This window comes from Actinomyces naeslundii (assembly GCF_001956585.1).
Classification (GTDB): Bacteria; Actinomycetota; Actinomycetes; order Actinomycetales; family Actinomycetaceae; genus Actinomyces; species Actinomyces naeslundii.
On record NZ_MSRR01000010.1, the window covers coordinates 168121 to 191436 of the forward strand.

Here is a 23316-nt window from a genome sequence, read left to right on the forward strand (position 1 = left end):
GCGTCGACGCCCAGGACGGGGCATCGGCCCGTCCCGGCCGCCGCGGCTGCGACCTCTCCGGCTCAGTCGGCGTCGACGACGGGGTCATCGCTCCTATCCGGACGTTCTACCGTAAAGGCAATCCTGCCCTTAGGTGCCGCAGAATGGGGAATAGCAAACGAAAAGATCGTAGCAACATCCTTAGACTCCATCCTATTCGGAAGCTTTCTAGGGTCACGCTCGCCTCCAATTTTCGGGTCTGCGGCGAATGTAAGCAGCATCGCCCCTCGCTTCCCTGTGCAGTACGCTTCGGCCGACACTCCACCCGAACTATCTGGATTTCCAGCCATGGCCTCAATAGCGTCACGCTGACGGAATGAACTTCCAGAGAAACCCCCACGAGAACGACGAGTTCTTTTGAGCACGCGGAGCTTTATTCCTTCGACGGTTTTCTCTGACACACTCTCGAGTACAGGAAGAAGAACCGCCCAGTCCTCAAGCTTTCCTTCGAGCATCGCCCGACGTATCATCTCCAGATGAGGGAAGAAGTCGAACTGCTCCATCCAAGAGAAACCCTTCAGAACCGCAAACATTTCCTCGGCAGTAACGACGGCGACCCGCCCATCGAACTTCCCCATACGCTTGGTCCTCGGGTCCAGATAATTGAAGGACTCAATCGGTCCGAACAAGTCACGCTCGAACCACGGCCGAACGAGTGCGAAGTGCTTCGCATTCGTCTCTCCGCTCCCCCGCTCAGGTTGGCGCGGGAAGTCCTGAAGCTTACCGCCGATACCACCAAAACTAAGTTTACTATTGTACATCTTCTTCGCATTGTACATCTTGTTACGACTCGTGGGAAGCAACCATGGCAAATGCTGGAACACCAATGGCGGAATATCGATGGGACGGATGAGGGGGCGACCTTCTTCATCAACTCTGGCAAAAATCGCGAGCTGCTCACGGAATTGCTCCTCATCCCGCATGATCGCCCCGAATGCCTCGTAGAGGTCATACATCGCCTCCCCGGCCCCCTTGACACTTCTGGCCATGTACAGCCTCACCAGATCAGGGTATCCACGCCTGTAGCCGAACCACCGCCCCATCTGCATGAGGGCGTCCCCCTGAGTCGACCTGCGCTTGAAATAAGTGATGGTCAGCCCCTCGAGGGTGAACCCCCGACTGAGCTTCGTGCCGCCGACGAGGATTCGCCAGACCCGATCCCTTTGGAAGTCTACCTGGTTGTACTGCTGGTCCTTGTCACCATTGACGATGACGACCGGGTCGGTGGCGCCGGCCATGACGAGGTCGAGCACCTCGCCGATGAATGGAGCCACGTCTTCGAAGGATTCCGGAAGGGGCAGGTCGCCCTCCCACTGCCGAGCGGCGGAGACGATGGCGAAGTCCTTATCGAAGAGCTTGCGCAGCGCATCATTCGATACGGGGGACCCGTATCCCGCCTGCTGCCACAGGCGGCGGATCCGATCCCCGAGCTCGGCGTGCTCCGTCTGCTTGACGGACTCGTGCACCAGCATCGTGTGGTGACGGAAGGCCCCCTCCAGCGCGGGTCTTCTCGTCGCTCTCCACAGCTTGATCGCCCCGGTGAGCACGAAGGCGTTCAGGGCCTCGCGCAGCTCCTCCTCCACACGCTGCGGATTGGTGTCGTCGTCACCGCTCAGACTGCGGACGAAGGCCTTCTCGTTCGAGACGGCCGGATCATTCTTCTCCTCATCGTTGAGATCCTCGAAGTCGTGATAGGCCCGACCTCCCCGGTATGCCTCCGGGGCGCTCAGGCTCACGATGAAATCGCGGGGGAAGATGTCCTCGGCGTCCTCCGGTGAGACGAAGACGTTCGCGAAGGGTGTCGCGGTGTAGCCGACGTACTGGGCGCGGCTGAGCCGGCGCATGAGCTCAGCGATGAGCCGGTTGATCGCGGTGCGCTTTTTCCTCGTTCCGGCGCTGTCCGGCTTGACCGTGTTGACCGAGGCCTGATCGGCCTCATCGTCAATGATGAGTGTTGGAATTTCGTTCAATGGCGCCTTGATGCGTCGCAGATCATTGACCAGTTTGCCGAGCACGGTCTTGTTCTTCTTGACGACGGCGATGCGTACGCGGGTCCGATGGATGTTGTCCACGTGCCACATGGGCCGTGCGGGATTACTGAGCTCATGCGCGGCCCGCGGATCGAGCGTATCAAGACCGGCCTTGAGTAGCTTGTAGTCATCCTTAGCGCCGGTCAGGCGACAGATGGCCGGAACACCCGTTTCGGTGAATCCGGGACCGTAGGAGACGAATCGCCCCGCCTTCCAGTCGACGTCATCGGTGCTCACGTAGTCGACGTCCTTCAGGAGGTCCTCGTCCTCCTCACTGATTCCCCCGAGGATGTTCTCCCTCCCGATGAGCTCCATGTCGAGTCGGCGCTGGGTCTGGGAGCGCAGGATCTCCACAGTTCCGGTGAGCACGATGATGAGCCGGTAACCCGCGTCGATGGCCTTGGCGATGACACCGGTGAAGTTGGCGGTCTTGCCGCTCTGGACGTGACCGACGACCAGCCCCTTCGACTGGTAGGCCTCAGCCCGTGAGGGATCGGCGAGGCGGCCGACGATGTCGGTGGTGGCCGAGTCGATGCTCGCCACTGCTTCAGGCGGCAGCCTCTTCTCCAGCAGTGACCGGTAGCCGTCCCAGTAGAAGTGGTGCGCCCGTCGCCGCTCCTCGTCGTACCAGGGCTCCCTGTCGGATGCGGCGATGACCATCGTCCTATCGATAAAGACCGGGAAGGCCTCGTTGATGCGAGACGCCACGTCGTCGTTCACTCCGAGCCGCTTCATGACGACCGCCCGCCGTTCAGGGGTGCGGGCGGCAGTCCCGCCAGTCCAAGCAGCATCGCTCTCCGCGTCCCACATGCTGAGCCGGAGGTGGAACGTCCTTCTTCCCGGGGCGTTGCGATCAGCACCCAGGATGAGCTCAGCGAGCTCTTCCCGTTCGATCCTCTCCCCAGCGACCTGGAGGAAGGCCGACACAATGTTGTGCAAGTCCATCGGTTCGTCCATGCCCGTGAGCGCCTGCTCAAGTGCCCGGTCGTACTTGTCAATGCTCATGTCTCAGTCCTTGTGCGTGGGTGCGGTGGTGAACTCGGCGGGTGCGGTCCCCTCGGGTTCGAGGTCGGTGACGTCGATCCGGTAGTCGATGCTGCGGACCAGTTCGGGGCGGGTCACGATCCGGGAGAGTCCTGCGGAGGTGATCGCCGGGAAGGCCTCATCGACGGTGTAGAAACGAGGTTCGCTGCGGACCAGGAGGCGCGTCGTGTAGAGCCGGTCGGCCTGGGCGTCCTCCCATCCGCAGTCGGTGAGTCTGTCGTCGAAGTCCGTGCGCCCGGACCGCAGCCGCCGGCGAATGCGCTCGATGAGCTCGGGGAGGGTCTCCCCGTTGCCGGCCGCACCGGCTCCTGTCACCTGCACCGACATGAGATGCAGCGGCCGCCCCGGTGTGGGGGTCAGCTGGCCGAGGCCGTGGATGACGTGGATGCGTCGCTCACTGCGGGTGGTCTTGACCTCGACGTCGGCCTCGCCGAGGACGAAGTCGTGCTCCTCTGCCCGCGGCCCCAGCCAGGCTGCCAGCGCCTTCGTCTCCCCGACTCCGTCGATGAGCCGATCGAGCGCCACCAGTTCACCGAACAGCCCGATCTCCTGGTCCTCGCTCAGCCTCGGTGCGCGCGCGAGCAGTCCTCGGAAGGCGTCGAGCGCCACGTGGAGCGCCCGCTCCAGGTCGTCGCCCTGCTGGAGCTGGTCGGTGACTGCTTGGAGGAGGGAGTAGGCCTCGTACTCGATGCCCTTGGCCTCGACGGTGACGCGGAACCAGACGGTCTCGTCCCCCGGCTCCTCGACGATGTCGGTGCGGATCATCCGGTAGGCGGAGACGTCGATGTCCGAGCCCGTCGCCGGTGTGCGCAGCGTCAGCTCCCCGCGAGGAGGGTCGATGCCCAGGACGCAGAGGGGCTCCTCGGCGAGACGCTGCTCAGCGGGGTGCCCGGCGTCGAAGTAGGCGGCCAGGGTCTCCGGGGTCAACGCGTTTCGGTCGTCGGGATGCTCGTTCATCCTCTACTCCTTCTGGGCGCCGCGACGCCGGAGCTCGTCGGCGAGGGCGGTCTCGATGATTCTCTCGAAGGCCTCGATCTCACGCTTCTCCCGCCCACCCAGGTAGGCCCCCTCGAAGAAACGCGAGTAGAGCAGGAACACGAGGGTCTTGAGCAGCGGGGCGTCCTGGGGGTCGCTGCTGGTGGAGAACACTCGCCGGTGGCGCTCGTTGATCTTGAGCAGGCGCTGCTCGTGGTCCACTTCGACCAGGCCGTTCTCCGGCAGGCGCTCCCACCGGATCCTGATGGGTTCGGCGTCGGCGAATTCGACGGAGTCCTGGATGGCGTCGTAGACGTCCCGGCTGAGGCCTCCGCGCGGCTCGACCAGTCGGATCGGGCGCGGCTCCCTCCGGCGCCCCTCGGTGGCCGCACTGCGGGCGGAGGCGAGGAGCGCTGAGAAGGTTCCGATGTCCTGCCCCACGGAGGCGTGGACGGCCCGTCCCATCTCCGGTTCCAGGACGACGCCGCTCTTCTCCGGGTTGATCCGGACGACGTCGAGCAGCGCGTCTCCGACATCGAGGGAGATGCGCAGGTTCGCGTAGTCCCGACCGCCGTCGATGATGGAGTTCCAGCCGCCCAGCTGCAGCAGGCGGTCATTGCGGTAGACGTACAGTCCCTGGCCGCCCTCGGCCGGGGAGAGCCTCCGTGAGGCCTCGACTCCCGGGGCCTCGAGCACGGCGCCCTTGAGGATGACGGCGGTCAGGTCGAAGGGGACCTCGCCCACCTCACCGGCGAGTCGGTATGGATGCGCGGCAGAGGCATCCAGGGCGAGCGGATCGAGGGCCCGCACTCGTCTCACGGACCCCGCCCGTCCCAGGCCGAGGTCGTACTCGTCGACGGCGATCTCGACGTCCCCCCGGGCGATGATCCTGTGGAAGACGAGTCCGAGGTGACCGCGGATGCTCTCGACGAGTCGGCTGAGCCAGGAGCGCCGCTCGTCCCGGTCCGGCGCGACCACCGCGGTACGGAACCCCCGCCAGCGGACGACGGTCCCGCTCAGCGGCGCGGCATCGGTCATGCGCACCAGGGACCCCTCGAGGACCTCGCCCACCTGACCGGCGTCGAGGCTCTGCACGAGGGTGGGCTCCTCCCTCGTGATGCGCCGGCCGACGGGAACGCCCCCGATGGCCCGGGCGTAGACGTCGAGGGTGTCGGCCTGGCTCAGGGAGGCGGCCTTCAGTCCGAGCCCGTAGTGGCCCAGGTCCGTCTCGCCGTAGTCACGACGGCGGGAGAGGGCCATGGCTGCATCAATGCCGGCCTCGTCCATGCCGTGGCCGTCGTCGATGACGAGCATGCCGGTGACGTAGTCGTCATCGGTGAGGATGCGGATGCGTACCTGTGAGGCTCCTGCGTCGATGGAGTTGTCGACGAGGTCGGCGAGCGCCGTGGGGAGCTCGTGATGGGCTCCCAGGGCGTCCGCGATGGACGGGTCGGGCGGAACGGTCCGGGAGGAGACCGCGGCGATGTCCTCCATGGTCACCCCTCGTTGAATCGGCCCGGTTTAAGACCGAGTGTGCGGGCGTTCTCCGCGACCGTGCGCACGGTGTCGGCATCGAATCCGTTGTAACGGGTCGCGTCGATGGAGACCTCGATGTTGAGGCTGTCCGCGCCGCCGGCTTTCAGGTGGGCGATGACCTCATCGGCCAGCAGCGCGAGCTGGGCGGCGATGTCCTTCCCGGGGTCCAGCTCGGCCACTCCCTCGAATCTCGAGTTGGCGACGGGCTGCGGCTCGGGTGCCGGGGGGACGGCGCGCCCGTCGCGGTGGGAGCCGGATCGGGTCACGGTGGCGTCGGGTGCGGCGCCCGTGTCGTCGGCGGGTCCGGGCTCGCGCGACCCCGCGGCCGCGGCAATCCTCCGCTCCTCCTCCTCACGGCGGCGCTGCGCACGGGCGAGCGCGGGGGCGACGAGAAGGGTCGTATCGGTGATCCTCGGCGCCTCGTCCTCCAGCGGGAGGCGCAGGTCGAGGAAGTCGCCCCGCTCGGTGTCGTAGTCGGCGGCGAGGGCGAAGCCGACGCTCTCCCAGCCGATGTCATCCATGACGGAGGCGACGGCCTTCTCCAGCACCCTCCGGTCCCGGAGGCGCGGCATGTAGGGGTAACGGGTGAAGTAGGACCACAGCTCGCCGACGGTGATCCTGCCCCCGTTCCATCGGGCACGAAGGTTCGTCCCCCCGAGCTCAAGGGCCACGGCCGTCGGGGTGATGTCGGTCAGGACGATGTCCTGCTTGCCGAGCCTGAGGCCGGCGCGCACGGCGATCCGCTGCTCGTCCCCCTCGATCTTGATCGGCTCGATCTTGAAGGGGCGGCCGCCGTCGTCCTGGACGGGGTGGAGCGCCCAGATCCACGCACCCGCCACGGAGCGCTCGGCGACGCTCTGGGTGTCCCGCCTCTTCTGGCGTGCCTGCTCGGCCTGGCTGAGCGTGAGGTCGTGGTCGCGGATCGACTCCTCCTTCGCCATCTCCGACCACGCCATGTGGATGCGCAATGCCTGCTCGGCCTCGGCCCACCGCCCCTCGTCGGGGGCGACCGTGATGAGGGTGTTGACATGGTTGCGGGGCGCGGAGCCGCGATGGTGCAGGAGCTCCTCGGTGAACTCCCTGCCGGGCCCGGTCACCTGCGAACTCCGCCCGTTCCTGGCGGCGACCGTGCAGTCCGGGCCGAGGATGACCAGTGTCGTCTCCTGCTTGTCGGGGACGTCCCCGGTGGATGCCGGGGCGACGATGACATGGGCGAACTCGGGGACGCGGGCACCCGCCGCCATTCCCTTGAGCATGTCGACCGCCTCCCGGGCGACGTCGGCGGTGTCGAGGGAGGCTGCCCGGTCGACGACCATCCGGTTGATCGACGGCTGCCGGTCGTACCAGCTCCGGGTCCCCTGGTTGTAGACGTAGGTGGCTCGGTCGGTGAGCATCTGCAGGGAGGAGCCGAAGTTGCCCAGGGTGTCCCCGGGCATGGCCACGCCGAGGAAGAGGCGCTGACGGTCGATGCCCTTGTGGGCGGTGTCGAGGGTGGCGGCGGAGCCGAGGAACAGGGTGCGGGCGATGCGCCGGGTCAGTGCCCGTCGTCCGAACAGCTCTCGTTCCCTGTCGATGCGCAGGGGGGTGGCGTTCTCGCCGTCGATGTCGGTCTCGATGATGGTGCGCCAGGCGTCGTCGAGGTAGCCGGCGATCTCGTCGCGGACGGCGTCGTCGTCGAAGGGGATGGAGCCCGGCATGATGAGGGGGGCGTCATCGTCGGCCTGGACCAGGGAGTGGACCACGGCGCTCATGAGGCGCAGGACGCCGCGGGTGCGCTGGAACCGTTCCAGGGAGGACCAGTCGCCGTAGAGCCGGTCGAACAGCTCGGGGTGGATGGGGTAGGCCTCGCGCAGCCGCCGCTCGTAGTCTGGCTGGAAGGTCTCGGAGGGCAGCTCGCCGCGCTGCCCCCGGTAGTAGTCGACGAATCGTTTGATGGTGGCGTCGCGCTTGCGGAGGGCCTCGGCGTCGAGGTCGGTGAACAGGCGCCGGCGCACGATCTCGAAGCTCTCCCCGGAGGTGGCGGGGCTCCAGTTGTGGGCCACGCGTCCGACGACGTGCTGGAGCCGCTGGAGGGCCTCGCGGCCGCCGTCGCCGCCGATCTCGAGCTCGGAGGCGCGGGTGACGGTGCCGTCCTGGCGGATGTCGGAGGCGGGGATGGAGACGAGGAGGAGGGCCCCGGGGGTGCCCTGGACCGCGGCGGTGAGCTCCTGGGCGAAGGTGAACTGGGTGTCGAAGCTGCCGCCGGTCAGGCCGTCGCGCCGGTACAGGCCGCGGGCGTAGGCGACCCACTCGTCGATGAGGATGAGGGCGGGGGTGTGGCGGCTGATGAGGGTGCGCAGGGCGGCACCGGGGTTGGTGCCGGTGCGGTCGGCCTGCGCGATGAGCTCGTGGGCCTCGGCGCCGCCGAGCTGCCAGGCGAGCTCGCCCCACAGGGTGTGAACGACCGTTCCGTCCAGCTTGGTGGTGGGCTGCCCGGGGGAGATCTCGTTGCCGACGATGGCGACGCGCCTGACGTCCTCGGGGATCTCGGTGTCGGCGAGCAGCTCCTGGACGTCCTGGGTGAGGTCCTTGAGCGGGGTCGGGCCGGCCAGGTGCCAGGCGGCGAGCATGGAGTGGGTCTTGCCGCCGCCGAAGGTGGTCTGAAGGTTGATGACGGCCTGGGCGTTGGGGTCCCCGGACAGCCGCCGGGCGGTCATGGTCAGGAGGGTCTTGAGCCCCTCGGTGAGGTAGGTGCGCTTGAAGAAGCCGGCGGGGTCGCCGTACTCCTCACTGCTCTCCCCGTGCGCGACCTGGTGCAGGTCGGCGGCGTACTCGGCCTGGCCGTAGCTGCCGGAGACGATGTCGGGGTGGGGGCGGACGACGTCCTTCCAGGGTGCGAGGCCGTTCTCCCCGAGGCCGGGCATGGCGACGGCACTCGCCCGGGTGTCGCGCCTGGTGGCGGCGTCGAAGGTGGAGTGCAGCGCGTCCCGTTTCATGGCGCGGACCTGGTCGGCCTCGGCGGGGGCGTTGATGGCCCGCAGGAGGCGCTCGGCGGTGTCGAGGGCGCGGTAGGTGTCGTCCATGCTGAAGGGGCTGTTGTGCGCCCATTTGTTGCGGACCTCGCGCAGCTCGCCGGCGAGGTTCTGCTCACCGCGGGAGAGGATCCCGCTGAAGAGGAATCCGAGGTTCCCGATGCGTTCGGTGATGATGCGCAGCTGGCACTGGGGGTCGGCGGGTTCGTAGGTCCGATCCGGCCTGCCGTCCTTCCAGGCGAGGAGGTCGGTCCAGGTGCTGGCGGCGGGCAGCTTCGGGGCGACGGCGACGGCGATCCAGGGCTCCAGGGCCCCGGAGAGGATCTCGATGGCCCGGCCGATGCGGTCCCGGTTGGAGGTGGCGGACATGTCAGTGGTTCTCCAGGGTGTCGAGGTCGAGTGCGGTCTGGATGTCCGAGCCGGTGCTCTCCGCGGTCCGGGCCGCGGCGGCGATCTCCGGCCAGGAGCCGCCCAGGGCGTTGAAGAGGAGGCCGGCCTCGGTCCAGCCGTGCTTCTCGGCGAGGGAGTAGAGGCGGTAGGCGAGGGACTGGAGGATGTCAGCATCCAGGCCGCGTTCGTCGGCGGCGGAGAGGAGCCTCCCAGCCTCATCGATGCCGCGCCGGTCGAGGGCCCGAGCGAGGTGGAGGACCACCTCCCAGTGAGAGATGCGGTCGTCGGTGCGGGGGTCGTAGTCGTCGGGGAGGTCGGCGGGGGCGATGAGGCCGACGCGGCCGCCGCCGGAGGTGAGGACGCCGGAGCGCTTGAGGGCGTCGATGGAGGCGTTGCGGGCGGAGGCGAGGGTCTCGGCCTCCCCGTAGGGGCCCTCGGTGAAGCCGTGGGCGTCGAACCAGGTGAGGCACCAGCGGGTGTCGGGGTCGAGGTCGCCCTCCTGCTCGCCGAGGACCTCGTCGAGCACGGCGTTGATCTGGGTGAGGGCCTCGGAGACGCTCATGTCGGTGCCGTCGGGGCTGATGACGCGGGCGTAGCGAGAGAAGACGCTCATGCCGGGGCCGATGGCCGCCTGGGCGAGGTCGACGGGGGCGATACCACCGCTGCGCAGGGTCTCGACGGCCTCGGGAAGAGTGCGGCGCAGCTCGCGCATGAGGCTGCGGCGGTCGGTCATGGGGGCGTCCTCGGGACGGGGTCGCAGCACGAGGACGATGGAGGAGGCCAGGGCGTTGGTCCCGGAGGCCACCATGCGGTTCCCCAGCTCGGAGCGCATGGGCCAGGTGGCGGTGATGCTCCAGCCGGAGCGGATCATGCCCTCGAGGATCGTGGACCAGCCCGTGGATGTCCGTCCATCGACGCTGGTCTCCGACTGCTTGAAGGCGTAGTAGACCGTCATCGGGTAGTCCCGGTTGGCGCTCCGACGGGCGTTGGCGAAGACGGTGCGGAAGCCGTCCTCGAAGAAGTCCCTCGCCCCGTCCCGGCCGCCGTGACGGTACTGGTTGGCGACCAGCTCCTCGGCCTTGGGGACGAGCATGGTGGAGAAGAGGGAGGGGTGGACGTCCTTGAGGGAGCGACGCAGCCAGACGTAGAAGAAGTCGGAGAGGTCGGAGTAGCCGATATTGTCGTAGTACGGCGGATCTGTTGATACAACGGAGTTAAAATAACTTCTGTCGGCCGCATCAGACTGCGCAGCAAATCCAACAAAGCTAGCAACACGAAGACGCCCTAAAACTTCACAAATACGCCCAACCGATTTCTCGAAGTCACCCCTGGAACCAGCAAAAGGATTCGCCTCAGCGAAATCCCAACTCATCGGTATAGCCTGTCGAGCGAATACATCACGAACAGTTTCTTTCGACGGACTCGCATCCCATGTGCACACAGACGCATTCGCACCAATAATCTGATCCAGAGAAAACGCGAGATACGTCGTCACCGCATCTGCATAGGCGGTTGCGCCAACACCTCCCGCTTCGAGGCGTTCCCCCTCGCTCATCCCGCTGGCGAGAGCGTCCCGCAGCACCTGCTCGCGCGCCTCGCTCACCAGATCCGAGAAGGTGGTCAGCGCAGTCAGCTGACGCTTGGTGAAGGCATCGCTCCAGGTCGGCATTCCGTACATCGGAAGCCGGTCAACGTCATGATTACGCGTGGGCACCTCCTGACTGGGGACGTCGACGGGGCGTGGAACACTCAACGCCGCCTCGCTGTGTTCCCCAGTCGGTTCTAGATACTCCCTTCGCCGATCACCCTCTGCCGCAATCGCAATGAGTTGATGCCCCAACCCCCGGGTTACGGCCTGCTGACGAATATAGGCGCTGTCGATCAGGGAGCTGCAGGCCAGGCAGCGCCCCTTCCCTCCGGAAATGGTCCCATCGTTCTGCTTCGTCGGCGCCAGCTTGGGATCGTGGCCGATGGAGTATTCGACGTGGCCATCGACGACCGTCGGGACGATGTAGGCCTCCTTGCCCTTCTTCTTCCCCAGCCACCACTTCGAGACGAGGGGCGTCTCGATGCCGCAGGCCGGGTTGGGGCAGGTGACGGTCCGTGCCCAAATCCAGGCGATGACGGTCGCCGTCGAGCCGTCAGGCAACTGCGCCGACGGGTAGAGGTGGCCGATGCGCCTCCAGGCCTCCTCACGCATCCACTCCCCGTAGCGGCGCACGTCCTCGGCCAGGCCGTGCGCGCCGGGCCAGCTGCGCGTGCCGTCGTCGGCGCCGGGGAAGACCGGGGCTCGGCCGGCGAAGCGCGGCGGGATCTCGATGAGGGCCTTGTTGATGAGGACGGCCACGGGGTTGAGGTCGGAGGCGTGCGCCTCCAGGCCGAGCCGCTGGGCCTCCAAGGGGATAGAACCGCCTCCGGCGAAGGGGTCGAGGACCGCGGGGGGCTCCTCCCCCGTGGAGCGCCGGATCTCCTCCCTGATCTCACGCATGAGGTGCTCATCGCCGATGTTGTCCCAGTTCACCATGCGGGTGATGAGGGTGAACAGGCGGCGGCGCTCCGCCTCCACGGCCCGCTCCGCGGCGGACTCCGGGTCGGCCTCGCCTTCGGCCCGGGCCGCCTCCAGGAACTCCTCGTAGCGCTCGGAGGGGTCGTCGACCAGCTGGGAGAAGAGCACGGCGCGCGAGGTGGCCGTGGGCTTGCGGGACCACCACAGGTGCAGTGTGGAGGGATGCCCCTTGCGGATGGATTTCTCCCGAGCGGACTGCTGGTTGATGGCGTCGAGAGGCAGCGCCACCTCAATGAGCTTCCTGGGCACGGGAGTCCTTCCTGTCGACGGAGAACGGGGAATTCTCCGCGGGTGTGAACGGGAACATCCTACGACCGCCCTCCGACACGAATCACACCCTTGAACTGACGGTGAGCCTCGATTCGGTGTCGTACCGGCCGGCTACCCTGATTCCATGACTGCCCGCACCATCCGCGTCCTCGACCTCTTCGCCGGGGCGGGAGGTCTCACCGCGGGCTTCCACACGGCGTCGTCGCGCTTCCGCAGCATCGCCGCAGTCGAGATGGACCCGGAGGCCGCCGCCTCCTACCGCGCGACCTTCCCCAAGACGGATGTCTACGCGGGCGCCATCCAGGACTGGCTCGCCGAGGGGACGATCCCCGCCGGCGTCGACGTCGTCGTCGGCGGTCCCCCGTGCCAGGGGTTCAGCACGCTCGGCAAGCGGGACGCGGAGGACGCCCGCAACCGGCTCTGGGAGCAGTACGCCCAGGTCATTCAGAGGGCCAGGCCCAAGTACTTCGTCGTGGAGAACGTGCCCGCCTTCGGGAAGTCGCCCCAGTACCGGGACTTCCTGGCCGCCACCCGGCCCGGGGAGTTCCTCGAGGACTACTCCTTCGACTTCCGCGTCCTCAACGCCGCCGACTACGGCGCCCCGCAGGCGCGCAGGCGCGCCGTCCTCATCGGGCACCGCTACGACATGGCCGTCCCCGGGTTCCCGGAGCCCACGCACTCACCCGACGGGGGCGGCGACCTGCCCCCGTACCGGACGGTGCGACAGACGCTGCTGGGCGTGCCCGCGCAGCCCGACATGGACGAGCGCTTCGACCAGCTCCGCACCCGAGTCGGCTCACGGCGGGTGCCCGGCGCCTTCTCCCCCCGGGAGCTGCACGTCTCCCGGGGCTACAGCGACATCTCACTCGAGCGCTTCGCGAAGATCCCCGAGGGCGGGAATCGGGCGAATCTCCCGGACAATTTGAAGGCCCCCTGCTGGCTCCGGCACACCTCCGGATCCATGGACGTCATGGGGCGCCTGCACTGGGACCGGCCCTCCGTGACGATCCGGACCGAGTTCTTCAAGCCGGAGAAGGGCCGCTACCTCCATCCCGTGGAGAACCGAGCCATCACCCACTACGAGGCGGCGCTCCTCCAGGGATTCCCAGACACGCACCGATTCATCGGCTCCCGCACGTCCATCGCCCGGCAGATCGGCAACGCCGTCCCCATCCCACTGGGTGCCGCCATCGCGCGGCAAGTCCTCGCACAATTCTGAGGGCGAGCCCGAGTACTGGGGCAGTCGTGCACTCCAGGCAGCTCGGACCAACAGGATCAGTCCTGGGCGCCATCGGCGTTCTTGCGGCATTTTCCCGACATTTTCCGCCCTTTTTCGGGCGGACCGTCCCAAGCGAGTTCACATCTGCTCCAGTTAAGGTTCGCCTTGGAAAGAGATCAGATCATCAGGAGACGGACACGCAGATGGCACGTGGAGGACGGGGATTCCAGGGTGCGGTGCTCAAGGCGCTGCGCGTGCCGGAGCACAGGCTCACGGTCACCGGAGTGCGCGATCTCCCGCCCTACACGGAGCTGACCGTGCAGAGCCCGAGCCTTCTGGGTGCCGGAGGCCCCAACCTGCCACCCACCGCCTGGGTGCGCATGTGGATCCCGCAGGGCGGCCGGGAGTATCAGCGCGCCTACACGCTCACCCGCATCAACCGGGCTCAGGCCAGCGCCACGCTCCTGTTCCTGCACCACGAGCCGGACGGGCCGGCGTCGCAGTGGTCGAAACAGGTCAGGCCCGGGGCCACCGTGGCCGTCCAGGTCATGGGCGGCACCAGCTATCGCTCGCCGTCTCACGGCGACCGGATGCTGCTGGTGGGCGACCGCGCCTCCGCCCCCGCTCTCGCCGACGCCGTCAACGCTGCCCCGGCGGGCAGCCTGGCCACGGTCATCATGCTGGCCCCCGAGGCCGGCTACCTGCCCCTGGCCGCGCGCGAGCACAAGCTCATCCGACTGGCCCCCGAGATCTCCGACGACAGGCTGCTGGCCGCCGTCGACCACACCTTGTGGGCGGACACCGGGGACATCTCGCTCGACTGGGTCTGGATCGCGCTGGAGAGCGACGCCACCAAGGCGGTGCGGCGCCACCTGGTCGCCTCGGGCATGAGCCGACGCAGCATCCAGCACCAGGCCTACTGGATCCGCGGCCGCGCCATGGGCGTGGCCTCCGAGACCTGACCCGAGGAGGCGGCACCGGGCGAGGAGCGGACTTATCCTGGAGCCGTTCATCGTCGCGATCTGTTCACCGAGGTGCTCTACATGCGACTCATCAAGCTCGCCATTCTTGTCCTTACCCTGACCGTCCTGGTCACCTCAATCGGGAACCTGTTTCTCGGGTGGCAGTTCAGCAGCCTCAACACATCGCTGTGCATGCTCCTGCTCGGCCTGGTTCTGCTGCAAGCCCAGACCTCAGATCCGGGCGAACGCAACCTGTCGCCGTCGGGAATCCGGTTGCTGGGGATCGCCGGACTCGTCCTCTCCGGGCTCGTTCTCGCGCGCGGCCTCTACCGGTCCGACGTCGTCGCGCTCCTCATCCTGCCCGAACTGGTTCTGCTGGGTTACGTCCTGGTGCGCAGCCTGAGGGACCGGCGGCCCCGTGAGGTCGCCGCAAGCAATCCCTCGCCCCGATAAGCCGGCCCCGGCCACCAGACTCCTCGACGAGGTCGATCGAGAACGTACTTCCGCCGCGAGGACTGCGTCTTCCCGCAGATGACTGGGAACAGACCTCAGTCATCTGCGGGAGAAGTACGTCGTCGTCAGGAATCGCAGTTCTCGGCACGTGCCGTTCGGGGGAGGGGCCGCCGCACGCATCGGTAGCGGCGGCGCCCCGGCCAACGCGGGTCCGACGGCGCAGGACCGATATCGAAGTCGAGCGCCCGGTAGAAGCCGACGGCGTCGTCGTCGGTCTCGGCGACGACCGGCTCAGCCCCACCAGCCAGGGCATCGACGAGCACCCGCCCAACCCCGCCGCCACGCAACTCCGGAGCCACAGCGATGTACTCCAGGACGACGCCATCGGGTCGAGACACGTAGGCGGCTACCGACGTGGGCGCACCCTGCAGACCCGTGCCCACGACCTCCATGAGCGCTAGCTCCTCAGCAATGATCCTGCGCAGCTCGACGACGGGCAGTCCCGCAGCCTCGCGCATAAGCGCCAGCATCTGCTCACTGGCCAGGTCTTCCCCCACCAGCCGTCTGACCGTTGGTCTCGTCGACATCCGCGCTCCCTCCATGGGCTCGTGATCTCTGGGCGACACAGCACTTATGACATCACAGATGCCATTGGATTTTCTCTGGTCAGAGCCAATTTCAGGGATACAGGACCGACCTGCCGTACAGGTTGACGGCACCCGGGCAGCGCTCCCCATCAGTAATGACGGACCGATTGTTGAAAATGCCACAAGGATCCGGCAGGATTTCACCTGGTCATACCATTCCCCACCATGTCCGCCCCTACGAGGTCATCTACCATGCGACTCCTCCCCTCAGTCGTCTTCACGCTTGCCACCACCGTCCTGGCCCTCACCATCGGTGGCGGCCTGTTCGGCTGGCAAACCTCCCTCCTGACGCCCCTGAGCCTGTTGACGGTCAGTCTCATCCTCCTCCAGGCCCAGCACGTTCAGCGGGCCGAGCCGTCCCAGCGCATCCCCGGCCCCTCGGTCCTCGCACTGGCCGTCATCGGCCTCGGGCTGGCGATCGCCCTGCTCGGCTACGGCGTCTACAACCACGACGCCGCGGCCGCCATCAACCTGCCGGCAGCCGGCGTCCTGCTCTACGTGATCGTGAACGCCTACCGCCGGCGCAAGCCCGCCTCACAGCCCGTCTTCGCCACCACCCCGACGGCTCCTCTCGCAGAGATCGGCGGCAACCTGCCACAATAAGCGGCATGGTCGACCTCTCCATCGTCTCCCCCGCCATTGCCCTGGGCCCCCTGGACGGCCGCTACCGCGCCGTCGCCGCCCCGCTGGTCAACCACCTCTCCGAGGCCGCGCTCAACCGAGCCCGCCTGCAGGTCGAGGTCGAGTGGCTCATCCATCTCACCGACGGCGGCGTCCTACCCGGCGCCCCTCGCCTGAGTGAGACGGAGAAGGCCTACCTGCGCGGCGTCGTCGAGGACTTCGGGGCCCAGGAGATCGCCGAGCTCGGCGCCATCGAGGCCGAGACCCGCCACGACGTCAAGGCCGTCGAGTACCTCCTCAAGCGGCGCTTGGCCGCGGCCGCCCAGGCCCCCGGCGTCGTCGGCGCCGACGGCGGCCCCACCGCGCTGCCCACGGTCGGCGAGATCGTCCACATCTTCTGCACCAGCGAGGACATCAACAACCTCTCCTACGCCCTGACCATCCGCGCCGCCATCGAGCAGGTCTGGCTGCCGGCAGCCAGAGGACTGGTCGAGGACCTGGCCGCCATGGCCCACGATTACGCCGACGCCGCCATGCTGGCCCGCACGCACGGCCAGCCGGCCACCCCCACCACGCTCGGCAAGGAGCTGGCGGTCCTGACCCACCGGCTGCGCCGTCAGGTGCGCCGCGTCGAGGCCACCGAGTACCTGGGCAAGATCAACGGCGCCACCGGAACCTTCGGCGCGCACGTCGTCTCCGTTCCCGGCGCTGACTGGCAGGCGGTGGGCCGCGGCTTCGTCGAGCACCTGGGCCTGACCTGGAACCCGCTGACCACCCAGATCGAGTCCCATGACTGGCAGGCCGAGCTCTACGCCGACGTCGCCCGCTTCAACCGGATCGCCCACAACCTGGCCACGGACGTGTGGACCTACATCTCGCTGGGCTACTTCCACCAGCGCCTGAGTGCGCAGGGCTCCACCGGCTCGTCGACCATGCCGCACAAGGTCAACCCGATCCGCTTCGAGAACGGCGAGGCCAACCTGGAGATCTCCTGCTCGCTGCTGGACACGCTGGCCGCCACGCTCGTCACCTCCCGCCTCCAGCGCGACCTCACCGACTCCACCACACAGCGCAACGTGGGTGTGGCCCTGGGGCACTCGCTGCTGGCCGTCGACAACATCCGCCGCGGCCTGGCCGGGCTCGACGTCGACCGCACCCGTCTGGAGGAGGACCTCGAGGCGACCTGGGAGGTGCTCGGCGAACCTGTCCAGCAGGCCATGCGGGCGGCCGCTGTCGCCGGGGCCACAGGCATGGCCGACCCCTATGAGCGCCTCAAGGAGCTCACCCGCGGCAAGAAGGTCACGCCCGAGGGCATGCGCGAGTTCATCTCCGGGCTGGGCATGCCCGACGACGTCGAGGCACGACTGCTCGCCCTGACGCCCGCCACCTACACGGGCCTGGCCGCCGAGCTCGTCTCCCACCTGGACGACTGAGGCCCCGCCGGCCGATCAGCCGACGGCGCCGGAACCGTCGGCCGGGCAGCATCCCCTTCATAGACACTTCCGGGCCCTTCATCGACACTCTGCGACCCTTCATGGACACCTCATAGACACTTCATGCACACTATGGAGCCCTTCATCGACACTTTATGTACAATCGACATGTGATTGTCGATCTGAATGACCTCACAGAAGCCCTCGCTCGTTTGGCGCTGGAGGGCGGCGACTGCCTTGAGATCGAGGCGAAGACGTTCTCCGAGTACTCCCGCAGCGCCCTCGGACCCACGCTGTCGGCCTTCGCGAACCTTCCCGGAGGCGGCACCGTCCTCCTGGGCGTCAGCGAGGATCCAGTCTCCGTCGTCGGAGTCCAGGACCCACACAAGCTCCGGCAAGCCCTCGTCTCACAGGCCCGTCAGGGCTTCTCCACCGAGATCGCTGTCGATACGCACGCCATCATCGTTGAGGGCAAGACCGTCATCGCTGCCAACGTGCAGGAAGCTCCCGTCAACAGCAAGCCATGCCGGTGGAAGGAGACGGGGGCGGCGTACCTCCGCCAGTACGACGGCGACTACCGCATGTCGCAGCAGGAGGAGCAGCAGCTCCTTCTGCGCCACCAACGTCCCCGGCAGGACTCCGTTGCCGTTCCCGGTACCTCCGTGGACAGCCTCGACAACGATCTGGTTCAGCGCTTTCTCCGAGCGGTTCGTACTGGCTCCACCGCGCTTAGCGGCCAACCCGACGCCGAGGTCCTCGTAAATCTGAATATCCTCACCGAGGACGGAGAGACGACCCGAGCAGGGCTGTACGCGCTGGGCCGTTATCCCCAGAGGCAGTTCCCCGGCCTGTCCATCACAGCCGCCGTCACCGACACGAACGACACAGTCAGGGCAACGGATCGACTCACGATCGCGGGCCCCCTGCCGCAGATGCTCACCGACGCCGTCGACTGGGTCGCACGCACCACGCAGACACGCATCCGGTTCGGGGATGACGGACACGGCCGCGATGTCCACGAGTTCCCGCTCATCGCGGTTCGCGAGCTCATCGCCAACGCTCTCGTCCACCGAGACCTCTCCGAGCCCGCGCTCTCGAAAGCGATTGAGATTCGTCTGCTGCACGACCGCCTCATCATCTCCAGCCCAGGTGGTCTGTGGGGGCTGAGTGTGGATCAGCTCGGTACACGAGACGGAAAGTCTGCGGTCAACGAGCACCTCTACACCGTCTGCACCTTCGCCACGGACTACGAGGGACGGCGCGTGATCGAAGGATTGGGCTCCGGTATTCGGGAGGTCCGGCGCGCCCTGCGAGAGGCGGACATGGAGCCCGTCCGCTTTCAGGACACCGGCGTGCGCTTCACGGCTCTGCTCCCCCGAAGCGCGCTCCTCTCACCCGAGGATCTCACCTGGCTGTCCGGCCTTGAAGCCCACGACCTCGGCGTCGAGCAGCGCCACGCACTGGTCGAGATGCGGCACGGAAAGTCATGGACGAACTCCTCCTATCGCCGTCGCTTCGGCTGCGACTCCCAGCAGGCCCGTCGTCAGCTCCAAGAACTGGTGAACCAAGGCTATGCAGAGGCCCGAGGACAACGCGGCTCCACCTCCTACGTCCTGACCTCCGACGGCGCTCGACCGGCTTCCGGCATCAAGGAGCTCACTGTTCCCCCAGAGATCTCTACCCTGTCCACCAACGCGCCCGCCGTCTGGGCCTGTCTTGAGAACGGGCCGCGCACGCGCCAGCAGATCGTCGAGGCCACACGCCTGTCCCCACGCCAGGTGACGTACGCGCTCAAGCATCTCGAGGAGGCCGGATTCGTTGAGAAAGACGGCCGTCGGGGTGACACCACCACCACGTACCACCAAACCTGATAGGCGCACCCATCGAGATCGTCTTTCACCTGGACGACTGAGGGCTCGCAAGCAGATCAGGCCCAGACCGGGAGACGCCGGCAGGGCGCACTGGCCGGGAGTCACCGACCGGGGACCAACACCGAGAGACGCCGGCCGCCCCAGGCGCCCCGCCCGCACTGCACGAGGGTCGGGCGCTACTGGGGAAGGGTCGGGTGTACTCCATGAGGTGCGGGGGTTCGTGCAGTATGCACAACCCTTGGCCAGTACACCCCCGCCCTCGTTCAGTAGGCCGGCCCGAGGCGGAGGTAGGCCGGAGCCGATGATGCGTCAGTGCCACCTGACCCCAGTCCAGGAGGAGGACAGGAGCCAGGCGGGGCAGGGCGGCAAAAGCTACAGCCCCGGCCCTGGACTCGATCACGCCGGCGACCTGGTGTCCACATAGCGGACACCAACGAGCCCGCCGTCGAGGCGCCCGGCGTGAACCGTTGGAATTCCAAGGTTTCTTCTCAGGATGCGAGGTCGGTGCAGTGTTCATGTCCGCTGCGTGGACACCTCGGCGCGCTCCAGGCTTCAAAGGCAGGGCGACGCGCGTGGCTACCCGACGGCGGCTGAGGGCTGGGCCGGGGGCACGGCGCCTCCGGCCAGGAGCTGGCGAGCGCACAGCCCGGCAACGCACTCCTCGGCCGGGTTGAGACCGAGCCGGTTGACGTCGATGTGCAGCAGGTCCAGAGCCCGGCGCCCATCGGTCCCCGCTCCCATGACCCCGATGGCGCGCCCGGCGTCGTCGGCCAGCTCGCCGATGGCCCCGGCCGCCTGGCTCCAGGAGGGGATCTCGTCGAACTGGAACTCGATGACCTCCAGCAGCTGCTGGACGATCGGCCCCAGGGCGCTGCCGTCGCGCAGGTGCGCGGGCAGGCGCGATCCCCACATCCGCAGGTGCGCGGAGAGCAGCTCGGCCTCAGGCAGCGGCGCGCTGCGGGCCGCCAGTGCCAGGAACCGCGCTGCCAGGGCCGCCCGCGGCACCGGCCTGGGAATCTGCCAGATCTGGTGGTCCAGACACCACCGGCTGGAGACATAGAAGTGGCGCTCGGCCTCCTCGACGCCGGCCACGCCCCCGTACTTGCCGTACTCGGGGCCGTAGACGTCGAAGGCGATCCCGGGCCGGCTGGCGCCGATCCCTCCGGTCATCGGGTCGGAGACGAGGCGCTCGACCGTGCGCACCTCGGTCCGCTGGGCCACGGCACCCAGCTCGCGCATGCTCGCGTAGGCATCGTCCAGGACGCCCTGAACGGCCTTGAGCCGCAGCCGGATGTGGTGCCCACGCAGGTCGACGAAGCGCAGGAAGTGCGCCGAGCGGATGTCCCACTGGCCGCGGGCCCGGGCCAGCCACTGCGCGATCTCGGGCAGCAGGGCGTCGGTGTCGTCCCCGCCGGCGCAGTAGATCCTCGCGTACAGCCAGCCGACATCCTCCGTCTGGTTGACCAGCGCCGATCCCCGCTGACGCACCGAGCTGTGCTGGGCGCGCAGGCTGCCGAAGTCGGCGGCCGCCATCTCCAGGGGCTGGATCCCCGGGATCGAGCCACCCACCTGCGGGGTCGAGCCTCCCTGACCAGGCCGCTCAGCCTGCTCGCCGGCCCGCGAGCGCCCGCCGAGCCAGCGCAGCCGCCGGGAGCGGGTGAGCCGGCTGGGCTGGTTGCGCTGCTCGCGCCGGCTGGACTGGGCGTCGTCATGCGTGCTCATGCCATGCCTCCCAGGTTCTTGGACCACTGGAGTCCCACCAGGTACTCGGCCACGGTGGGCTCACCGTCCTGTGTGAGACCCAGGGCCTCGCCGCGGGCCGGGAGGGCCTCGACGAAGCTGATGTGCGCGGCGGCGGGATCGATCCAGCCACGCAGCGCCAGCAGCGAGACCGGCGAGGTGAGGTCCACGTAGCGGGGCTTGTGCTGATCGAAGGTGGCGCCCTGAGAGGGCATGTGCTGGTGGACGAACACCTCCGTCGGTATCCCCCACTGCTTGCGCAGGTCGTCCATGTGCAGCAGGGTCGTGGTCAGGTCGCGGTCCATGAGCGGGGCGATCTGCGCCGCTGGGAAGGTCCAGGACTCGCGCCGGGTCACCAGCCGGCCGGCCACGGTCCGCTCGGAGTGCATCACCTCATCGGGCAGGGGCCCGTTGAGGTCCCGACGCCGACTGGTCCAGTGGTCCGCGAACGGGGGCAGCCGGGACCACGGGTCGCTCAGCAGCACCAGCCAGGACAGGTATCCGCCCAGGAGGTACTGGGGAGTCAGACCCAGATAGGCCAGCCCCGCGGGCCCGGCGTCGTCGGCCAGGAACAGGGTGCTCGTAGCCGGGTCGTGGACGAGCCGCAGGGAGCTGAGGGGGACCGTGTCCGGCGCCCCCGGCTCACCGGGCAGGCCCAGCGGCGGCAGGAGCCCGCAGGAGACGGCCTGACCGGTGTTGCACTCGGTGCTGGCCTGGATCTCCAGGACCCGCTCGGTGCCCCAGGCGGTGCGGATCCGCGTGGCCAGGCGCTCCCGGAAGCCGGAGCCCAGGAGCCGGTGGAACCGGGCCTGGAGCGAGCCATTGGCATTGGTGAAGGCGTTGACGACGGTCAGTCCCCCGCCGGCGGCGTAGGTCCGGGCGCTGGGGGCCACCGGCTGGAGGAAGGCGCCCAGGTGCCTCGGCGAGCCGGAGAGCCCACCGGGCAGGGCGGCGCGCTCCGTATCGGGGCCGGCGGCGTAGTCGAGCCCGGCGGCGCGCAGCATCTCCTTGTCGCCGTCGGGGGCGTGGGCGATGGTCATGAAGAAGGCGAGCGGGTCCTTGCACACCCCACCGCTTCCGAACAGCGCGACGAACCGGGCCACCATGAGGTCGTAGATGTGGGAGCGGGCCACCCACGGGTCGGCGAGCTCGCCCAGGGTCTTCACATCCTGCTCGAAGGGGGCGTCGTCGAGGGGGTCGACCCAGCTGCGGGCCGACTCGCAGTCCTCGTAGAGGAAGCCGCTGGGGCGCTCGCCGAGCTCGCCGTCGGGGAAGACGCGCTCGGCCAGGCGCACCGTGCGGTTGAGCAGCTCGGCACGGCCGGGCCCGTCAGCGGCGCCGACGGCGTCATCGAGCCGGGCCAGCCAGGCCAGGTCCTTGCCCCACTGGCGCTGCTGGTCCGGTGAGAGCGTGGCGGCCAGCAGCGGGAAGGGGTTCTCCCCGCGGTACCAGGGCACACGCGGCACGACGGCGCCCGAGGCCAGCAGCCGTTCCAGGCGCAGTCGCGGGTCGACGCCACCTACGCGCTCACAGGCGTCGCGCACGCTGAGCACGGCGTGCATGCCGCCGCCGGTCAGGGCGTCGTGGGTCTCCTGGAGCCAGCGGGCGGGCTGGACGGTCTCCTGGCGGAAGACCATGCCGTTGCCGTACTCGTGCTCGCCGACGATGGTCAGCGCCTCGGCCTCGGCCTCATCGGGCGGGTACTGACCGTAGGCGCCGGCCGCGCCTGCGCCGGGACCGGCGCTGAAGGCCCGACGCACGGGAGTGGGCTCGAGGTAGAGGGCGCCGTCGGGAGCCAGGTCCTGGGCGGTGGCGCTCAGGATTCGGTAGGCCAGGTGGGTCGCCACCATCCGGTGGCTGCGCCCGGCAGCGGGCTGGCCCGCCTCGTTGACGGTGGTCAGCCCCGAGAAGGGGCTGGTCTTGAGGGCGGCCCGGGTGGCCAGGGTGTAGAGGGTGCGCAGGACGCGGGGGTCCTCGAGCCTGCGGCCGCGAGTGGCCAGGGTGGAGACGAGGGCCGGGGCGGCGATCGCCAGGGCCTCCTGGTAACCGGGCTCGTCCAGGCCGGCCGCCAGCAGCTCGCGGCTGCGGTCCAGGTCGACGTCGACGAGGACGGCCAGGCGCGCGCGGGTCTCCTCCTTGCGGGCCACCAGGGCATCCCAGCGCTCCAGCAGCGCGCGGAGCTCAGCGGGCAGGGCCGCGAGGACCTCGTCGGACAGTCCGGTGGCGCGCCCCTGGAAGACTCGGCGCTTGGCGCGCAGGACCGGGCGGCGCTCGGTCTTGGCCAGGGTGGGGACGATCTCGTAGAGCGGGTCGAGCAGCTGCTTCGCGGCGCCGTCGAGCACCTCGTCGAGCCGGCGCAGGTACTCCAGGTTGCCGGTAACGGCGGCCGTGGTCTCGGGAACGGCCCGCACCGGGAGTCCCCCCAGGCGCACGAGGGTCGGCAGGGCCACGGCGGGCTGCGCCAGGGCCGGAGGCTCCGGCTCCGATGCCGGCACCGACGCTGGTACGG

14 protein-coding genes are annotated in these 23316 nt (G+C 68.4%); 6 read left to right on the top strand and 8 right to left on the bottom strand.

What is annotated here, in order from left to right; translation table 11 throughout:
• Positions 1 to 62: 62 nt before the first annotated feature.
• From BKH33_RS06330 to BKH33_RS06350, 5 genes are read right to left on the bottom strand one after another with little or no spacing between them, the layout of a single operon-like run.
• Positions 63 to 3074, bottom strand: a complete 3012-nt coding sequence (locus BKH33_RS06330) for a Z1 domain-containing protein (protein ID WP_003784235.1) — start codon at positions 3072 to 3074, stop codon at positions 63 to 65.
• Between the two features lie 3 nt (positions 3075 to 3077).
• On the bottom strand, positions 3078 to 4070 hold the full coding sequence (locus BKH33_RS06335; protein WP_004564658.1) for a PD-(D/E)XK motif protein: 993 nt from the start codon (positions 4068 to 4070) through the stop codon (positions 3078 to 3080).
• Between the two features lie 3 nt (positions 4071 to 4073).
• The gene (locus BKH33_RS06340) at positions 4074 to 5582 is read right to left on the bottom strand and encodes an ATP-binding protein (RefSeq protein WP_076142649.1); all 1509 of its coding nucleotides are present in this window, start codon (positions 5580 to 5582) and stop codon (positions 4074 to 4076) included.
• Positions 5583 to 5584: 2 nt separating this feature from the next.
• Positions 5585 to 9004 (bottom strand): DUF499 domain-containing protein, encoded by a 3420-nt coding sequence (locus tag BKH33_RS06345; RefSeq protein ID WP_076142650.1) that lies wholly within the window; start codon positions 9002 to 9004, stop codon positions 5585 to 5587.
• Position 9005: 1 nt separating this feature from the next.
• On the bottom strand, positions 9006 to 11840 hold the full coding sequence (locus BKH33_RS06350) for a DUF1156 domain-containing protein (protein WP_003781299.1): 2835 nt from the start codon (positions 11838 to 11840) through the stop codon (positions 9006 to 9008).
• Between the two features lie 145 nt (positions 11841 to 11985).
• Between BKH33_RS06350 and BKH33_RS06355 the strand changes: the two genes are divergently transcribed.
• The 3 genes from BKH33_RS06355 (at position 11986) to BKH33_RS06365 (ending at position 14495) form a co-directional block, all read left to right on the top strand.
• On the top strand, positions 11986 to 13080 hold the full coding sequence (locus tag BKH33_RS06355) for a DNA cytosine methyltransferase (RefSeq protein WP_003781301.1): 1095 nt from the start codon (positions 11986 to 11988) through the stop codon (positions 13078 to 13080).
• 203 nt (positions 13081 to 13283) lie between these two features.
• Complete coding sequence (locus tag BKH33_RS06360) at positions 13284 to 14042, top strand: siderophore-interacting protein (protein WP_003781294.1); 759 nt, start codon at positions 13284 to 13286, stop codon at positions 14040 to 14042.
• An 81-nt stretch (positions 14043 to 14123) separates the two neighbouring features.
• Positions 14124 to 14495, top strand: coding sequence for a hypothetical protein (locus BKH33_RS06365; RefSeq protein ID WP_003781305.1), 372 nt, complete (start codon positions 14124 to 14126; stop codon positions 14493 to 14495).
• A 125-nt stretch (positions 14496 to 14620) separates the two neighbouring features.
• Here the strand turns inward: BKH33_RS06365 and BKH33_RS06370 are convergent, their stop codons facing one another.
• Entirely contained in the window at positions 14621 to 15082 is a 462-nt protein-coding gene (locus BKH33_RS06370) for a GNAT family N-acetyltransferase (RefSeq protein ID WP_076131313.1), read from the bottom strand.
• A gap of 252 nt (positions 15083 to 15334) precedes the next feature.
• On the opposite strand from BKH33_RS06370, the gene BKH33_RS06375 reads away from it, so the two are divergent.
• The 3 genes from BKH33_RS06375 (at position 15335) to BKH33_RS06385 (ending at position 19067) form a co-directional block, all read left to right on the top strand.
• Positions 15335 to 15745 carry a hypothetical protein gene (locus BKH33_RS06375; protein ID WP_003784909.1) on the top strand — a complete coding sequence of 137 codons (411 nt, stop codon included), beginning with the start codon at positions 15335 to 15337 and terminating at the stop codon, positions 15743 to 15745.
• A gap of 5 nt (positions 15746 to 15750) precedes the next feature.
• Positions 15751 to 17196, top strand: a complete 1446-nt coding sequence (purB, locus tag BKH33_RS06380; RefSeq protein ID WP_003784905.1) for an adenylosuccinate lyase — start codon at positions 15751 to 15753, stop codon at positions 17194 to 17196.
• A 170-nt stretch (positions 17197 to 17366) separates the two neighbouring features.
• Positions 17367 to 19067 carry an ATP-binding protein gene (locus BKH33_RS06385; protein ID WP_003784911.1) on the top strand — a complete coding sequence of 567 codons (1701 nt, stop codon included), beginning with the start codon at positions 17367 to 17369 and terminating at the stop codon, positions 19065 to 19067.
• 576 nt (positions 19068 to 19643) lie between these two features.
• On the opposite strand, the gene BKH33_RS06390 is transcribed toward BKH33_RS06385, so the two are convergent.
• Both BKH33_RS06390 and BKH33_RS06395 read right to left on the bottom strand, forming a co-directional pair.
• The gene (locus BKH33_RS06390; RefSeq protein ID WP_003784904.1) at positions 19644 to 20789 is read right to left on the bottom strand and encodes a thiopeptide-type bacteriocin biosynthesis protein; all 1146 of its coding nucleotides are present in this window, start codon (positions 20787 to 20789) and stop codon (positions 19644 to 19646) included.
• On the bottom strand, positions 20786 to 23302 hold the full coding sequence (locus tag BKH33_RS06395) for a hypothetical protein (protein ID WP_003784907.1): 2517 nt from the start codon (positions 23300 to 23302) through the stop codon (positions 20786 to 20788). Before BKH33_RS06395 ends, BKH33_RS06390 begins: the two co-directional genes overlap by 4 nt.
• Positions 23303 to 23316: the final 14 nt, after the last annotated feature.

Coding starts and splice junctions, on each gene's coding strand:
- BKH33_RS06330 (WP_003784235.1), bottom strand. CDS start 3,074: ATGAGCATTGACAAGTACGACCGGGCACTTGAGCAGGCGCTCACGGGC.
- BKH33_RS06335 (WP_004564658.1), bottom strand. CDS start 4,070: ATGAACGAGCATCCCGACGACCGAAACGCGTTGACCCCGGAGACCCTG.
- BKH33_RS06340 (WP_076142649.1), bottom strand. CDS start 5,582: ATGGAGGACATCGCCGCGGTCTCCTCCCGGACCGTTCCGCCCGACCCG.
- BKH33_RS06345 (WP_076142650.1), bottom strand. CDS start 9,004: ATGTCCGCCACCTCCAACCGGGACCGCATCGGCCGGGCCATCGAGATC.
- BKH33_RS06355 (WP_003781301.1), top strand. CDS start 11,986: ATGACTGCCCGCACCATCCGCGTCCTCGACCTCTTCGCCGGGGCGGGA.
- BKH33_RS06360 (WP_003781294.1), top strand. CDS start 13,284: ATGGCACGTGGAGGACGGGGATTCCAGGGTGCGGTGCTCAAGGCGCTG.
- BKH33_RS06365 (WP_003781305.1), top strand. CDS start 14,124: ATGCGACTCATCAAGCTCGCCATTCTTGTCCTTACCCTGACCGTCCTG.
- BKH33_RS06370 (WP_076131313.1), bottom strand. CDS start 15,082: ATGTCGACGAGACCAACGGTCAGACGGCTGGTGGGGGAAGACCTGGCC.
- BKH33_RS06375 (WP_003784909.1), top strand. CDS start 15,335: ATGCGACTCCTCCCCTCAGTCGTCTTCACGCTTGCCACCACCGTCCTG.
- purB (WP_003784905.1), top strand. CDS start 15,751: ATGGTCGACCTCTCCATCGTCTCCCCCGCCATTGCCCTGGGCCCCCTG.
- BKH33_RS06390 (WP_003784904.1), bottom strand. CDS start 20,789: ATGAGCACGCATGACGACGCCCAGTCCAGCCGGCGCGAGCAGCGCAAC.